This window comes from Pseudoalteromonas sp. S4492 (genome assembly GCF_005886115.1).
GTDB lineage: Bacteria > Pseudomonadota > Gammaproteobacteria > Enterobacterales > Alteromonadaceae > Pseudoalteromonas > Pseudoalteromonas gelatinilytica.
The window spans coordinates 28,164-44,824 of the sequence record NZ_PNCP01000003.1 but is presented as its reverse complement, the minus strand read 5'-3'; the positions used below and the strand labels follow the sequence as shown (position 1 = coordinate 44,824).

Genomic DNA, 16,661 nt, shown 5'->3' with positions numbered 1-16,661 from the left:
ATTTGCGCTAGGGTTAAGCAGCTAAGCTACTATATCGTTCTTCTGTGCAAAATAGCGTTTAGCCATGTTTCTGTGGCGCGCTCTGGGCGTTGATCGGCGCTTTGCCATGACTTGAGGATAAACAGGTCGGTGCCTTTAATAATGCTCTCAATGGCTTGTTCGTTTAGGTCGGTAAATTCGCGACCGTTGTGTTCGCGCTCGCCGTCGCCGTATTTAAACGATACATACACGATGCCTTGTGGCTTTAATGCGCGGGCAAGGTTATTGAATGCGTCGGTTAAGTCGTTTTTTGCTACGTGAATAAGGCTTGCGCAGCACCAGATGCCGTCGTATTTGGCAACGTCGTTTAGCTCTAGAAAGCTGTTTACTGCTACGTCTTGGTTTAAGTATTCTGACGCCAGCTTTGCCATAGCTGGGCTGATATCGAATGCATCTACGCTATAACCACGCTCTTTAAAGATGAAAGCGTCGCGGCCAGAGCCACAACCGGCATCGAGTAAAGCGCCTTTTTTTGGGATCAGCGGTAAGAATTCGTCGTAAAGTTCATTGAGGTCTACATCGAGTGTGGCATCTACAAATGCTTGCGCATTTTGGTTGTAGTATTCGACGGTTTTGGATGCCATTTTACTTCCTTTATAAGGGCAAGATTGCTTGGCGCTAAAATACCATTAAAGCTAGGTAACGCAAAGGATGAAATGTGATTTTAGATGCTAAAAATCAACGGCTTTAGAGTAGGTATTAGAAGTTAGTTGGAGGGTGGTTGGAGGGAGTTGTTACGAGGTGCGAGGGACGAGATGCGAGATGCGAAGGACGAGATGCGAGATGCGAAGGACGAGATGCGAGATGCGAAGGACGAGTTGCGAGATTATATACTTTTAACTCAACAACATTGCACAATTGGCAATTTGCTAGCACTATTATGTATTAAGAAGACTTTAGTCTGAGGTAAGCATGAACGACAAGCAAACTCATTGCCAGCCAACAGGTTGCAAACAGTGTGAAGACCATTTGGCACTAGGTTTTGATTTTACAATGGCTTTTCAGCCAATCATTGATTGCACCGATAAGCACATTTTTGGCTATGAGGCTTTGGTTAGAGGGCCTAATAACGAGTCGGCTTATTCTGTTATCTCACAAGTGAACGATGAGAACCGCTATACCTTCGACCAGCTTTGTCGTATTAAAGCTATTTCGCTTGCCGCTGAGCTGAAGCTTGATTCTGTGCTTAGTATCAATTTTTTACCTAATGCAATTTACAAGCCTGAGCGCTGTATTAAAACAACCCTTGAAGCTGCAAAGCAATATGGTTTTCCGGTAGAGCAGATTATGTTTGAGTTTACCGAGGTAGAACAGGTTGAAGACAGTACGCACATCAAACGTGTGATCGAATATTACCAATCACTCGGATTTATTACCGCAACCGACGACTTTGGCTCTGGGTATTCGGGTTTAAATTTATTGGCTGATTTCCAGAGCAATATAATCAAGCTCGATATGGAGCTGATACGCGATATTCATTTAAATAAAGCACGCCAAATCATAGTGAATCATTGCATTGCTATGTTTGAAGAGCTCAACATCACCGCCCTTGCCGAAGGCATTGAAACAGTTGAAGAGTATCAATGGTTGCGCCAAGCCGGCGTAAGTTTAATGCAAGGGTATTTCTTCGCTCGCCCAGGGTTTGAGAGCCTGCCAGAGGTTGATTTTAGTAAGTTGGGGTAAGTGGTTGTAACGAGAATCGAGTTGCGATAAAACAAGAGCTTTCAGCCGTAAGCTCTCGGACGCATGAAGACATTAGGTTCTAGGCGCTAGGACGCGATGTAAAATCGCTGCTACTTGTTCGGCGTTAAAACGCCTCCTACATCTCGTATCTCGCATCTCGTTCCTTTCCCCTTTACTCTTTCCCCTTGTAACTCGCTAACTTAAAACACTTCCCGGCTAAAGCCAGTCCTACGCGGGAAACATCAGGTGCTAGGTTTTGGGTTCTAGGACGCGATGTAAAATCGCTGCTACCTCGTATCTCGTAACTTTCCCCTTTACTCTTTCCCCTTGAAACTCGCTAACTTAAGACACTTCCTTGCTAAAGCCAGTCCTACACGGGAAACATTAGGTGCTAGGCTCTTGGACGCGATGTAAAATCGCTGCTACTTGTTCGGCGTTAAAACGCCCCCTACATCTCGCATCTCGCATCTCGTAACTCGTAACTTTACTCTTTCCCCTCGAAACTCATAACTCTCACTTTCCCCACTTTTAGTACCGTTTTTGTAAAAAAATAACAACTTATTCGTTGATGTAGTTACAATTTATCTGTAACTTGTGTCGCCCATTTCGCTACGCACGACTATAATATTAAGCGAAATCAACATTTTCATACTAAATACTAGGGATATACAATGAAAAAACTTCCTATTGCATTGGCTCTATGTGCTGCTTTTGTGTCTGCAAACACAATGGCAGAGGTTCGCATAAATGGCTTTGCTTCTATTGTTGGCGGTAAAGCCCTTGACGACGACGCAACCCTTTACGGTTACGATGACGATATTTCGTTTAAAAACGAAAGTATGTTCGCATTACAGCTTTCTGCAGATTTACAAGAAAAGCTGAGCGCTACGGCACAAATTGTGGCGCGTGGTAGTGATGATTTTGATGCTGAGTTTGAATGGGCTTATTTAACTTATGAGTTCAGCGATGAGCTACAAGTAAGTGCTGGTAAAATGCGCGTGCCTTTTTACCGTTATTCAGACTTTTTAGACGTTGGTTACACTTACCGTTGGGTTCGTCCGCCGCAATCTGTTTATAACCTCCCGTTTTCAACGTATGAAGGCCTAAGCCTGTTACACAACACGCAATTAGGTGATTGGGATTCAACCGTTCAAGTTATTTACGGTAGCTTCGATGGCAACATTGCTGTGGTATCGGTTAATGGTGATACAGAGCTTAATGATATTGCAGGTATCAACTGGACGATGAGCTATGACTGGTTCAGCGCTCGTGCTGCGTACTTTGTAGCCGATACAACAATTGCAATTGAAAACGACACCGATGCAGGTGTTGCACTTAATGGCCTTGAGCAAACTCTTCGCGCTGCGGGTTTTGTTGATCAAGCAGATGATATTGCTGTAAACGAAGATGACGGTTCTTTCTTCGCTGTGGGCTTTTCAATTGATTACAACGACATTCTATTTGATGCTGAATACACTGAGTTCGAAGTAGAAAACAGTGCTCTTGCTAAACAAACTCAATACTACACGTCTGTTGGTTACCGTATGGATGAGTGGATTGTGCACTTAACTTACGAAAATAACGACGACAAACACGATAGCAACCGCTACAACGCACTACCTGCAGTACCAGCTTTAAACGCAGGTATTAATCAGGTGCTTGAAGGCGTTAGAGCAAAGAGCAACGTGTATACCATTGGTACGCGTTATGACTTCCACCCATCAGCAGCATTGAAAGTAGATTTCAGCCGCTTTAAAGATGACATTTCAGATACAGAAACCGACGTTGTTGCTGTTGCTGTTGATTTAGTTTTTTAATTGGAGTTCATAATGAAAAAATTATTAATCGCTACAGCAATGACTCTTTGCTCGCACGCTGCATTTGCTGATGTTGCTGTGATTGTGAACCCTGCAAATGGCAATGCTATTGATGAAGGGACAATCAAAAAGATTTACCTTGGTAAGGCCAAGTCGTTTGATGATGGCACAAAAGTAAACCCGGTAAACCAAGACGGCAACAGCGTAAGCGATGAGTTTAACGATAAGGTTGTTGGTAAGTCGAGCAGCCAGCTTAACGCTTATTGGTCGAAATTGGTATTTACTGGTAAAGGTACTCCGCCTGAGAAACTAGCAAACGATCAAGCTGTTATTGATTTTGTTGCAGCCAACGGCGACGCCATTGGTTATATCGATGCAGCAAAAGTAACTGATAAAGTTAAAGTAGTAGGTACTTTTTAAGTCATTACTACGGCTAATAAAAAACCAGGCAATGCCTGGTTTTTTTATGCGCTTAAATTACTCGACTTTAAATTTAGCTGTGGCGTCGAGTAACGAATCAGACAGGTAATGAAGGTTCTTCGCTACATCACGTACCGCCGACAATGAGTCCATTGTTTCTTCAAACGACATATGCATATTCGACACGTTATCAACCACCATACTGGCAACTGATGTTTGTTCTTCAGTGGCCGCGGCGATTTGCGAATTCATACCGTTAATTTCTAAAATCTGCTCAGAGATTTTATCAATCGACTGCCCTGTATTTTCTGCCGCTTCGGCATTGTTTGTAGCCATATCTCGGGCTGAGTTCATTGCATTTACCGCATGGCTCGCTGCGGTTGTCAACGTTGAAAGCAGCTCTCTGATTTCGTTGGTTGAGTGCGATGTTCTTGATGCAAGCTCACGTACTTCATCTGCTACAACCGCAAAGCCACGACCTTGTTCACCTGCACGCGCAGCCTCAATAGCCGCGTTTAGTGCCAGTAAATTGGTTTGCTCTGCAATTGAGGTAATGACGTTTAAGATCTGAGTCACATTTTTAGTGTCATTTGCCAGCTGGTTAATTGTTGAAGCCGCTTGGTTTATTTCTTCACTTAATGTTTTTGACTCAGTAACAGAGCGCTGTATTTGCGTTCTGCTTTGCTCAACTTCGCGCTCGGCTGTTTGCGCAGCTTGCGATGCGTTTGCCGCTGAATGTGAAATATCAGCAACACTTTGACGCATTTCTTCCATCGACTGCTTAACGATTTCGGCATCGGATGTTTGTTTCGTTGTGGCACGCTCAGCACGTTCCATACCTTGCACAAGTCGCGTTGAGTTCTCCATTAATGGTTCACACACAGCTATTACCTCAAGTACCGAGCCTTTTAATAGCTGAATAAACGCATTGAAGTTAATTGATACCTGACCAATTTCGTCTTTAGCGTGTACTTCAAGTTGTGTGCTTAGTGAGCCTTTACCGTCGGCTAATAGACGTAAGTTATCAGCCGCAGCGCTAGCTGATGAGCCAATTCCACGGGCAATCCAAATTGAGGTAACCACCAATAAAATAAGTGATACAACAGACACAATAAGCATTAAGTGTAGTGCGTTGTCTGAACGCGCTTTGGTTGCTTGTACAAGTTCAAAAAAGCGGTCGTCTGCACGGGTTTGTGCACGTTTAAATCCCGCTAAAACGGCCTCGTATTGCTGTGTTTTTTGCTGTGCTTGCTGTTGAATTTTACTAAAGTCGGCGGTGCCGTCGATCATTGAGGTTGCAATACTCGACGAGGTTTGCGCATAAAGCTCTAATTGTTTTTTGGTATCGGCATGCACATAGCTGTCGTTGATACTGATAATATTTTGTAGATTTTCGTTAATTGTTTTATATGTTTGTGCAGCACTATCCACTAAGTCTGACTCACCAAATGTTACCGCTTGAGTATATAACTCATCTAGTTTTTCGAGTAGCGCAACGTTTGCTGAAGTGAGTTTAACGACTTGATATGACGACTTTTCTAGCTCGTCGAGCGAGATCTTGTTGTCATTCATGGCTATAAAATTGGTTACTACTATGATCACGAATGCCGTTATGGCAATGCATGTTATGGCGTGTATTTTTTTTGTGATGCTCAAGTTATTGAATGAAATACTTGCAGACATTGAATCCACCTTTGCTGTCATATTACTTAGTATTATCGCCCGATTTCCCTAAAGTATTAACTATATTTATATATTTTCAGGTTTTTTTCTTATTTTGTGCCGTTTGTGGGAGGTCTTGTAGGAGGTACTTTAGTGCCGAACCAAAAATAAATAAGAGCTTTCAGTCTTCAGCTGTCAGACGCGCGAAACAAGTTTCACGCCTACGAATGAAACATAGGCGCTAGGATCTGGGTCTGGGTTCTAGGTTCTAGGTTCTAGGACGCGATGTAAAATCGCTGCTACAGACTCGAATCTCGCACCTCGCACCTTTCCCCTCGTAACTTGAAACTCGCTAACTTAAGACACTTCCCGGCTAAAGCCAGTCCTACGCGGGAAACATAGGCGCTAGGATCTAGGCGCTAGGACGCGATGTTAAATCGCTGCTACAGACTCGCATCTCGCACCTTTCCCCTCGTAACTTGAAACTCGCTAATTTAATACATTTCCCGGCTAAAGCCAGTCCTACGCGGGAAACATCAGGCGCTAGGATCTAGGCGCTAGGATGCGATGTAAAATCGCTTACTCGCACCTTTCCCCTTTACTCTTTCTAACCCGCTAACTTTCCCCTTGAAACTTTCCTTTTTTAATAGCGTTCTTTGGGGCTGATCTGTATAATCCGCGGCCTATTATTTACCCTATTGCTTGTTTATTTTCGCAGTTGCTGCGCCCATAACCCTGTCAGTATTTTTCTAGGAATAATTCGTTGATTTCAACCGCTAATATCACCATGCAGTTTGGTGCAGAGCCTCTGTTTGAGAACATTTCAGCTAAGTTTGGTAACGGTAACCGCTATGGTTTAATTGGCGCGAATGGCTGCGGCAAATCGACCTTTATGAAAATTCTAAGTGGTGCGCTTGTGCCAACGTCTGGCAATGTGTCGATTGCGCCGGGTTTAAAGCTAGGTACGCTAAGCCAAGATCAGTTTGCGTTTGAGCAATACACTGTGGTTGATGCGGTGATCATGGGTGATGCAGAACTTTGGAAAGTTAAACAAGAGCGCGACCGTATCTACTCACTACCAGAAATGAGTGAAGAAGACGGTATGAAAGTCGCTGAGCTTGAAAGCATTTTTGCCGAAATGGATGGCTACACAGCAGAAAGCCGTGCGGAAGAAATTTTGATCCAAGCGGGTATTGAGCAAGAGTTTCATTACGGCTTAATGGCAAACGTTGCGCCGGGCTGGAAACTTCGAGTACTTTTAGCACAAGCGCTGTTTGCAAACCCTGATATTTTGCTGCTTGATGAGCCAACCAATAACCTTGATATTCACACCATTACTTGGCTAGCTAACGAGCTTAACCAGCGTAAGTGTACGATGATTATTATCTCTCACGACCGTCACTTCTTAAACTCGGTATGTACACACATGGCCGATATCGATTACGGTGAGCTACGAATTTACCCTGGTAACTACGAAAAGTGGATTGAAGCTTCAAGCTTGCAACGCGAACAGCTGCTTGCTGAAAACGCAAAGAAGAGCGCCGAAATTGACGAGCTACAAGAGTTCGTAAACCGCTTTGGTGCTAACGCATCAAAAGCAAAACTAGCGAGCTCTCGTGCTAAGCGCATGGATAAAATTAAGCTTGATGAAGTAAAAGCATCGAGCCGTATTAGCCCATCACTTCGTTTTGACGAAGGCAAAAAGATGTATCGCCAAGCATTAGAGCTTACCAAGCTAGGTCATGGCTTTGAGGGTGAAACCCTGTTCAGCGGTGGTGACTTATTACTAGAAGCCGGCGCTAAGCTTGCGGTTATTGGTGAAAACGGTGTTGGTAAAACCACCCTATTACGCTGCCTAGTGAATGAATTACAAAGCAACGAAGGTGTGGTTAAGTGGTCTGAAAATGCCAGCATTGGTTATTGCCCGCAAGACAGCAGCAAAGAGTTTGATAACGACTTAACTCTATTTGATTGGATGTCGCAGTGGCGCACCGCTAAGCACAACGATTTAATGGTTCGTGCTATGTTAGGCCGTTTATTATTCACTGCAGATGACGCTAACAAAAAAGCACGTAACTGTTCGGGTGGTGAAAAGAACCGCCTATTGTTTGGTAAGCTCATGATGCAAGACATCAACGTGCTCATTATGGACGAGCCAACCAACCACATGGATATGGAAGCCATTGAAGCACTCAATAATGCATTAAAAGATTACCAAGGCACACTGATTTTTGTGAGCCACGACCGTGAGTTTGTATCGTCATTGGCGACTCGTATCATCGATATTAAAGATCAACAGCTTATCGATTTTCAGGGCACGTTTGACGAATATATGGACCATGTTGCGCAACAAGCGCAGTAACCCCTTCTTCGAAAAGGTGAGCAAGTTAGCTCACCTTTTTTGTTTACGTTCAGTTACATAATACCTTTGACTGACTTACCCAATTTAGGTAATTTGCATCTCTTTTACAAAGAAAAATAAACTTTAAAGGATGTAAATGAAAAAGCTTCTTAGCGTATCGGCATTAACACTGGCATTAACAGCGTGTGGTGGCGGTTCATCAACAGACAAAAAACCAGATGTAAAAGTTGAGCAAAATACTGCGCCTACCCTCTCAGGCTCACTGGCCCTTTCTATTAAAGCGCTTGAATCAGCTAATTTAGTTGTTGATTTAAAAGATGAGCAAAACGACAGTGTGACAACAACGATTATTGATAAGCCAGAATGGCTGACTGTATCCACCAGCAGTAATCAAGTAACTTTTAGTGCTGAGCCAAGCCTATTCGACGTTGCTAACCACGCTTTTACTGTGGAAGTCTCTGATGGTAAAGCAAGTAACCAATATACCCTAACCGTTAATGTCGCTGAAAACCGTGCCGCATGGCAACCAATTGAGCTTAGCAACAGCGAAGTGATGGGGAATTGGCAGTCAAGCGATAGCAGCGTGCAGCTTTCGTTTGCCTCTGAAGACACCGGTGTGATTGCTCAAAACGGTGAGTTAAGCCGTTTTAGATGGTCAAATCCTGATGTTATTGCGTTAAATACCCAAGCAATTGATTGTTTGCATGAGTGTAATCAACAAGCCCTTCTTGAAATGGAAGTGTTAGCTAAGCGCGATGACGCTATTCGTGTTGAGCTTTTTAATGTATCAACCGATAAAGGCGAAGTAGTTACCCTTTATAAATCAAATACAGAGCTTAGCTCTGCGTATTATGTTGATATGGATGACAATACTTTTCACATGGTGAATCATATAAACACCGAAGGTGAAGAAAGCTATTTTGAAGTATCGATAGCAAGCTATATTCCAACAGCTTCAGGCAGTACCACATCATTCCCTTATGCAGAGTTTTCGGCGACCTTAGAAGGTAAATCGTTAGCGATTAATGGCGACAAATTTATTACGAACAGCTATGCAAATCAGCTAAATAAAGAAGGCTACGAGGTGAATGTAGAGTTTGACCTTAACCTCGTTAATGCCGAAGTAGTTGCGCAGTTCGATGATTTTGCGGTTCTAAAACTGCAACATATTCTTAGCTATCATGATGAAGCTGACGCTGCGAATATTGTTGAGTCAGAAGAGCTAACTGAAGCTATGAAAGTGCAAACATCGGTTGTTGCATTACAAAAACTGACACCGATTGCGGTTCCTGAGCTTAAAGTGGGTAAAACGTATACTGGCCGCTTAAATAATAAAAATTCAGATACAGGTGAAGGATTAACGCTTCGCTATTTACCATCATTTTTCACTATCACTGCCGCCGACACTGCAACGGTAACATTCAATACGCCAATAAGTACCGACTCGTTCAAGTGGCATTACAACTTAGACAATAATGGCGACACCGTTAAGGTAACCGGCAATGGCCTAGATACCAGCTTACAATTTTTCACTCAACCTGATGGTAAAACTCTCATGGTGCGCGAGCGAAATAAAGAAGAGCGTCAGGCTCGCTTAGGGTATGAATTTTTGGAAGTGATTGATGATTCAACCATCACTCTTGATGACTATAAGCATCTATTTAGCTACTTACGTCAAGACTACACCAGCGGCAACCTGAAAACATACTGGTTTATAAATGATGATGGTAAAGGCAGCTTCTATTATGCTGATCAATATGGCCTTGAAAACAGAGCTAACTTTACGCCAAATACCTATTGGCAATTTGAAGCTGATAATAGTATTAGTTTTGCAATGATGTCTCAGTGCCCAGGCGCAGTTGATTATGCTAGCTGTAAGGATGAAGTGTTAGGCGATGATGAAATTTTATATGCCTCTTTAATTAATTTTAAAATTATTCATAAAGAAGCAGATAAATTCATTTTCGACCGCCTGTTTTGGCAGCGTATCTATAACTACAGCGATAAAGAAGTTGAAGAAAACATATACCAAAACAGTTATTGGTTAGGGATTGAAAAGTAAAGGAGCTTGCAGCGGTCAGCCGCGCGAAACAAGTTTCACACCTACATGTAGCAGCGGGTTTATCCCGCGTCCTTGGCGAGGTTCTTGGCGCTGGGATTTAGGTTCTAGGCTCTAGGCGCTAGGTCCTAGGCTCTGGGCTCTGGGACGCGATGTAAAATCGCTGGTTTCTAGTCGTTAGAGGTCAGATGTTAGATGTCAGTCGAGCTGTGGGGTTGGTTAGTTCGAGAGTTTTTCGCAACAAAAATGCCTCTTATGCAACATTGTAGGAGGTACTTTAGTGCCGAATCGGACGTCGAAAAGAGCGGTTAGTCAGACGCGCGAAACAAGTTTCACGCCTACGTGTAGCAGCGGGTTTATCCCGCGTCCTTGGCGAGGTTCTTGGCGCTAGGCTCTAGGATTTAGGCTCTAGGATTTAGGTTCTAGGCGCTAGGTCCTAGGCTCTGGGCTCTGGGACGCGATGTAAAATCGCTGCTACCTCGTATCTCGTATCTCGTATTTCGCATCTCCTATTTCGCATCTCCTATTTCGCATCTCCTATTTCGTATCTCGTATCTCCTATTTCGTATCTCGTATCTCGTATTTCGTATCTCGTATTTCGCATCTCGTAACTTTACTCTTTCCCCTCGTAACTTTCCCCTTTCCCCTTTCCCCTTGAAACTCGCTAACTTCTTTAAATAAAAAAGGCCACACAGTTTAACTGTGTGGCCTTTGTACTTAACGGAATTTTAAGTTAAATATCGAAACGGTCGGCGTTCATTACTTTCACCCATGCGTCGACAAAGTCTCTTACAAAACGTTCGTTGTTGTCGTCTTGTGCATAAAACTCTGCGTATGAGCGTAGGATTGAGTTTGAACCAAACACTAAATCAACGCGTGTTGCTGTCCATTTAGTTGCACCTGTGCTGCGCTCAACAATATCGTAAAGGCCATTGCTTGTTGGCTTCCATGTGTAAGCCATGTCAGTTAGGTTTACGAAAAAGTCTGTGCTAAGTGTGCCTACATTATCTGTAAACACGCCATGCTTAGAGCCGCCGTGGTTAGTGCCAAGTACACGCATACCACCAACAAGAGCGGTCATTTCTGGTGCTGTTAAGCCCATTAATTGCGTACGCTCTAGCATTAGCTCTTCTGCTGAAACCACGTAATCTTTCTTCAACCAGTTACGGAAACCATCGTGAATTGGCTCAAGTACGTCGAACGAGTCTGCATCTGTCATCTCGTCTGTAGCATCACCACGACCCGGCGCAAATGGCACAGTGACGTCAACACCCGCTGCTTTTGCAGCTTGTTCAACCGCAGCAGAGCCACCAAGTACAATTAAATCAGCGAGGCTTACTGGTTTGCTTAAACCCGCTTGTACTGATTCAAGTGCGCTTAATACTTTAGCTAAACGCTCAGGCTCGTTACCTTGCCAATCTTTTTGCGGTGCTAGGCGAATACGTGCACCATTTGCACCACCGCGATGGTCTGAACCACGGTAAGTACGGGCGCTGTCCCATGCTGTTGCAATTAAGTCTGCTTGACTTACACCACAGTTAAGTAGCTTGGTTTTAAGCTCGCTAATTTCGCTGTCTGATAAGGTGTAATCCACCGCTGGGATCGGATCTTGCCAGATCAGATCTTCGCTTGGTACATCGGCACCTAAATAACGTGATTTAGGGCCTAAGTCACGGTGCGTTAGTTTGAACCATGCACGTGCAAACACATCACTAAAGTATTCAAAATCATCGTTAAAACGTTCGATAATCTTACGATAGGTTGGGTCCATCTTCATCGCCATATCGGCGTCGGTCATAATAGGATTTAAACGAATTGATGGATCTTCTACATCAACTGGTTTGTCTTCTTCTTTAATATCGATTGGTTCCCACTGCCACGCACCTGCTGGGCTCTTCTTAAGTTCCCACTCGTAGTTAAGCAGTAAGTAGCAATAACCGTTATCCCATTTAGTTGGGTGAGTGGTCCACGCGCCTTCGATGCCTGATGTCATGGTATCGCGGCCAATACCGCGTGAGTTATGGTTGTTCCAGCCAAGGCCTTGCTCAAACACATCAGCCGCTTCTGGCTCAGGGCCAACGTTCTCTTCGCTACCATTACCATGGGTTTTACCCACAGTGTGGCCACCGACTGTAAGCGCTGCAGTTTCTTCGTCATCCATTGCCATACGGGCAAAGGTTTCGCGAACTTGTTCAGCCGTTTTAAGTGGATCAGGATTACCATTCACCCCTTCTGGGTTCACATAAATTAAGCCCATTTGTACCGCTGCTAATGGGTTTTCCATGGTGTCTGGTTTAGCTACATTTGTATAACGCTCATCACTAGGTGCTAACCACTCTTTTTCAGCGCCCCAGTAAACGTCTTTTTCTGGATGCCAAATATCTTCGCGGCCACCTGCAAAACCAAAAGTTTTTAAACCCATTGATTCGTATGCCATATTACCGGCTAAGATCATTAAATCAGCCCAAGAAAGTTTGTTACCGTATTTCTTTTTAATTGGCCAAAGTAAACGGCGTGCTTTATCTAAGTTAGCGTTATCTGGCCATGAGTTTAATGGCGCAAAGCGTTGATTACCCGTACCACCGCCACCGCGGCCATCTTCTAAACGGTATGAACCTGCTGAGTGCCACGCCATACGGATCATTAAACCACCGTAATGGCCCCAGTCAGCTGGCCACCATTCTTGGCTTTCGGTCATTAAGTTTTTTAAATCGGTTTTAACTGCTTCAAGGTCAAGAGATTTGAATGCTTCTGCATAATTAAAGTCTTTGCCGTAAGGATTCGTTTTGCTGTCGTGTTGATGAAGAATGTCGAAATTGAGTGCGTTTGGCCACCAGTCGGTATTTGATTGAGCGGTGACAGTGTTACTACCATGCATTACCGGGCACTGGCCCGTTTTTCCATTACTCATTATATGCTCCTCATAAGCTAAAAATATGACGAAACGCTAAAAAGTCGCTTTTATCCCTTTCGTCATAAAGAGAGATTTTCTAATAGTTATGAATAACTAATAGCAAATAAGTTCCTGTTGTTTAAAACTATAGGAGTTGTATATAAATAAAGCTAGATCTAGATCATGGTTTTAAATCGATTGCACCGATAGAAAAATCTGATTTGATTCATTTTGTAAAACCGTCCATTTTATAAGGGTATTTTTTAACAGCGAGTAGCCCTTATGAAAACTATTAATCCTGATGTTGCTAGACAACTAAGTATTAACTTTTTTATCGCCAATTTACCTATTTTGATGTTAACGGGGCTGGTAGTTGCTTCGCTTGTCGGGCTAACCTTTAGAAGCTCAGTATTGTTTTGGCTGGCGTTGTTAATCACACCTTTAAGCATTAATTATTTATATTCTAAAAAACGCATAAAACAGTTTTGCAAAGACAACAAATGCTCAGATATTTCTTGTCTTGCCAAGCAAACTGATTAATTTTTAATTTCATTACCCAGTCACCAGATTATTTAGCCTGCAACTTGTTTAAAAATTAATTAGTTATGCGAGTTTCATAGGTAGTTTGAAGGTGACAGTAACACCGTTATCGGGTTTACTATCGATGCTCACTTCACCTTGCAGCGCTTGCGTTGCAAGGTTATAAACGATCGACATACCCAACCCACTGCCGCCACTCCCTCGTTTGGTGGTAAAAAATGGCTCAAACACCTTGTACATAACATCTTCAGTCATGCCATGGCCATTATCTTTGTAGGTGACAGTGTAGCTGTGATTGTCATTATCTATGCTCACAGCAATATCTATGCGGTTTTGCTCTCGGCCAATAAAGCCATGCACGCAGCTGTTATTAACTAAGTTTAGAATTATTTGGCTAAGCGCCCCTGGTACGGTGATCAACGAAAAGTCTTCGACGCAGTCGATGTTTACTTCGACACTATGGCTTCGCGTTAGCGGCATAAGACTGTGCAATATATTTTCAAGATAATCTTTAATATTGGTATCTAGTAAATTAAGCGATGACTGATCAACTGCGGTTTGCTTAAAGTCGCTAATCAGTTTTGCAGCCCGCTCAAGGTTGGTAAATGATATTTTGATGCACTCGTTTAAGTGATTCATACCTTCGAGTAAGGCCGTTTTTGTTAAGGTATTTGCCTCTATATGTTTGTTAAGGGCACTGAGTTTATCTTTTGCCGAACTATTCGCGGTTACTGCAATGCCAATAGGCGTGTTGACTTCATGTGCAATGCCCGCAACAAGATTACCCAGTGAAGCCATTTTCTCGGCTTCTATGAGTTTTTCTTGCATTGCGGTGAGTTCTGATAAGGTTTTTTCAAGTGTACGCGTACGTTCAGCTACACGTTGCTCTAGATGCTGATTGGCGCGCTCAAGTTCTGCATTGATACGTTCATTCTCTTGTGCAGACAGGGCTCTGCCATAAAGATCTGCCAATGCACCAATAAATGAACATTCATCTTCTGTCCAATGCCGCTTGCCACCAATATGCTCACAGCAAAAAATCCCGATCATTTTTCCTTTATAGCGAATTGGTGCATCAAGCATTGCACCGATATTAAGAGGGGTTAAATAACTTTCGCTAAATTCATAGGTGGCAGGGTCGGTATGAGCATCTACTGCGGTAATCGTACGTTGGGTGTCGAGCGCTTTGAAGTAGGCTGGGTATGCATCACGAGGGAGCACTAACATTTGAATTTCTTTGCCGTTTTCTCTATCAAGTAACAAACGACACTCAATCGCCGTGTTTTCGGCATTTAAAAGCCAAATCCCAGCTCGGCCAATTTCAAGGCCATCAAGAACAGCATTTAGAATTAAGCGTTCAGCTAATTCAACATTGCCACTATCAAGATCGGAAGAAATTGATACTCCATACAGCAGTTGGACTAGTTGTTGGCGCATACTCTCACCTTTTAGTTTTACGACTCCTTAAGTCTAGACGAACATTATGATTCTGACAGAACGAATATAAGTTTTTAAAAACTCATTTAGTATTAAGTAGTTGTTCAGATAAACAGGGGTATATTGTACCTAACTCCTGTTGATACCCCTTACGACTTTATGTTGTTTAAGCAGTTTGGCCAGCTCTCCCCCGAGCTGGTTTTTTTTTGCCTAGTCCACAGTGCTCACGCATGTTACAGTTACTCTAGAACTCACTAAAAATGAAAAGATCATGCGTTATACCTTAATTTTAATTACTTTTTTAATGAGCTTTAGCACGTTTGCAGCAGCTCAAAATGAACCTGAAAACCGCCCTGCACTGAATGAAGCAGAACAACAACAAGCACTCGATAAACTTCAAGAACCTATGTATAAGCCATTGTTAGAGCGTTATATTCTTGATGAATTAAAAGCAGTGCGCCAAGACCAACAGAAACTGCGTGAAGATGTGACCAAACAAGTTGCTCACACACAACTTGATACTGCCGACCGCGCATTAACTTATACAACCGACACCATTAATAATGTCTTTTTTATTATTACCATTACCGCTTCAATTTTAGTTCTAGTTGGCTGGAATTCGCTGCGTGATGTTAAAAACAAAGTAGAAGACATTGTTAATACACGCGTGAGTGCAATCACCAAAGAATACGAAGAGCGATTAAAAGTACTAGAAGAAAAACTACGTGAGCGATCTGAAGAGATCTTAACGAATCAGAAAAAGATCTCAATTACGAATGAGGTTCACTCTTTATGGATGCGTGCCAATTTAGAAAGCGATGTTGCCAATAAGATTGAAATTTTTGATGAGATCTTAAAACGTAAGCCAGAAGATGTAGAAGCGATTGCCTATAAAGCCGATGCATTACTTGAAAAGAATCAAACCACAGAAGCTATTGCACTTTGTAATCAAGCATTAGAAATCGATAGCGATTACGGCTATGCATACTGGCAACGTGCTTGTGCGTATGCATTACTGCACAAACACGCCGATGCTATGGCTGATATTCGCATGGCCCTTGAGTATTCTCCTAACTTGCGTAACGAGCTATTACACGAGAGCGCGTTTGCCAGCCTGCACGACAACGACAGCTTTAATTCGTTGTTAAACGAAACGGTTTAGTCGCCCCCCCATGTAGCAGCGGGTTTATCCCGCGTCATAGGCGTTAGGATTTAGGTCCTAGGCACTAGGATTTAGGCTCTAGGTCCTAGAGCCTAGGACGCGATGTGAAATCGCTGACTTTTAGCCGTTAGAGGTCAGATATTAGATATCAGCCGAACTGCGGGGTTGGTTAGTTCGAGTGTTTTTCTCTGCAATGAAAACCTTGTTCGAGGCATTGTAGGAGGTACTTTAGTGCCGAATTGAACTTAGAAAAGAGTGGTCAGTCAGACGCGCGAAACAAGTTTCACGCCTACATGTAGCAGCGGGTTTATCCCGCGTAATAAGCGTTAGGCTCTGGGTTCTAGGTCCTAGGCGCTAGGACGCGATGTAAAATCGCTGCTACCTCATATCTCGCATCTCATATCTCGCATCTCGTTACTCGTACCTTTACTCTCGCTAACTTTACTCTCGCTAACTTTACTCTTGCTAACTTTACTCTTGCTAACTTTACTCTCGCTAACTTTACTCTCGCTAACTTTACTCTCGCTAACTTTACTCTTGCTAACTTAATCCCCCTCTATTGCAAAAGCCCCAAATACCGCTAAACT

12 protein-coding genes are annotated in these 16,661 nt (G+C 43.1%); 8 read left to right on the top strand and 4 right to left on the bottom strand.

The genetic code is table 11. From position 1 onward, the window contains the following. Positions 1 to 29: 29 nt before the first annotated feature. On the bottom strand, positions 30 to 623 hold the full coding sequence (locus CWC28_RS00515) for a class I SAM-dependent methyltransferase (protein ID WP_138624566.1): 594 nt from the start codon (positions 621 to 623) through the stop codon (positions 30 to 32). A gap of 328 nt (positions 624 to 951) precedes the next feature. Here CWC28_RS00515 and CWC28_RS00510 point away from each other — a divergent pair, with 328 nt between their 5' ends. The 3 genes from CWC28_RS00510 to CWC28_RS00500 all read left to right on the top strand — a co-directional run bounded on the left by CWC28_RS00510 (position 952) and on the right by CWC28_RS00500 (position 3,959). Next, positions 952 to 1,722 (top strand): EAL domain-containing protein, encoded by a 771-nt coding sequence (locus tag CWC28_RS00510; protein WP_063703958.1) that lies wholly within the window; start codon positions 952 to 954, stop codon positions 1,720 to 1,722. A 671-nt stretch (positions 1,723 to 2,393) separates the two neighbouring features. Next, positions 2,394 to 3,539, top strand: coding sequence for a porin (locus CWC28_RS00505; RefSeq protein ID WP_063703955.1), 1,146 nt, complete (start codon positions 2,394 to 2,396; stop codon positions 3,537 to 3,539). Positions 3,540 to 3,551: 12 nt separating this feature from the next. Beyond that, positions 3,552 to 3,959, top strand: a complete 408-nt coding sequence (locus CWC28_RS00500; protein ID WP_063703953.1) for a type 2 periplasmic-binding domain-containing protein — start codon at positions 3,552 to 3,554, stop codon at positions 3,957 to 3,959. Between the two features lie 57 nt (positions 3,960 to 4,016). Here the strand turns inward: CWC28_RS00500 and CWC28_RS00495 are convergent, their stop codons facing one another. Next, complete coding sequence (locus CWC28_RS00495) at positions 4,017 to 5,642, bottom strand: methyl-accepting chemotaxis protein (RefSeq protein WP_063703950.1); 1,626 nt, start codon at positions 5,640 to 5,642, stop codon at positions 4,017 to 4,019. A 742-nt stretch (positions 5,643 to 6,384) separates the two neighbouring features. Here CWC28_RS00495 and CWC28_RS00490 point away from each other — a divergent pair. Both CWC28_RS00490 and CWC28_RS00485 read left to right on the top strand, forming a co-directional pair. Further along, on the top strand, positions 6,385 to 7,983 hold the full coding sequence (locus CWC28_RS00490) for an ABC-F family ATPase (RefSeq protein WP_082874043.1): 1,599 nt from the start codon (positions 6,385 to 6,387) through the stop codon (positions 7,981 to 7,983). 136 nt (positions 7,984 to 8,119) lie between these two features. Then, positions 8,120 to 10,045, top strand: coding sequence for a hypothetical protein (locus CWC28_RS00485; RefSeq protein WP_063703948.1), 1,926 nt, complete (start codon positions 8,120 to 8,122; stop codon positions 10,043 to 10,045). Positions 10,046 to 10,775: 730 nt separating this feature from the next. Here CWC28_RS00485 and katG read toward each other — a convergent pair. After that, the gene (gene katG, locus CWC28_RS00480; protein ID WP_063703945.1) at positions 10,776 to 12,953 is read right to left on the bottom strand and encodes a catalase/peroxidase HPI; all 2,178 of its coding nucleotides are present in this window, start codon (positions 12,951 to 12,953) and stop codon (positions 10,776 to 10,778) included. Between the two features lie 264 nt (positions 12,954 to 13,217). Here katG and CWC28_RS00475 point away from each other — a divergent pair, with 264 nt between their 5' ends. Then, positions 13,218 to 13,475, top strand: a complete 258-nt coding sequence (locus tag CWC28_RS00475) for a hypothetical protein (protein ID WP_063703943.1) — start codon at positions 13,218 to 13,220, stop codon at positions 13,473 to 13,475. Positions 13,476 to 13,538: 63 nt separating this feature from the next. Here the strand turns inward: CWC28_RS00475 and CWC28_RS00470 are convergent, their stop codons facing one another. Beyond that, positions 13,539 to 14,912, bottom strand: coding sequence for a GAF domain-containing sensor histidine kinase (locus tag CWC28_RS00470; protein ID WP_063703941.1), 1,374 nt, complete (start codon positions 14,910 to 14,912; stop codon positions 13,539 to 13,541). Positions 14,913 to 15,183: 271 nt separating this feature from the next. Between CWC28_RS00470 and CWC28_RS00465 the strand changes: the two genes are divergently transcribed. Further along, positions 15,184 to 16,074, top strand: coding sequence for a tetratricopeptide repeat protein (locus CWC28_RS00465; RefSeq protein WP_063703939.1), 891 nt, complete (start codon positions 15,184 to 15,186; stop codon positions 16,072 to 16,074). A gap of 371 nt (positions 16,075 to 16,445) precedes the next feature. Beyond that, positions 16,446 to 16,658 (top strand): pentapeptide repeat-containing protein, encoded by a 213-nt coding sequence (locus CWC28_RS22725; RefSeq protein ID WP_502704927.1) that lies wholly within the window; start codon positions 16,446 to 16,448, stop codon positions 16,656 to 16,658. Positions 16,659 to 16,661: the final 3 nt, after the last annotated feature.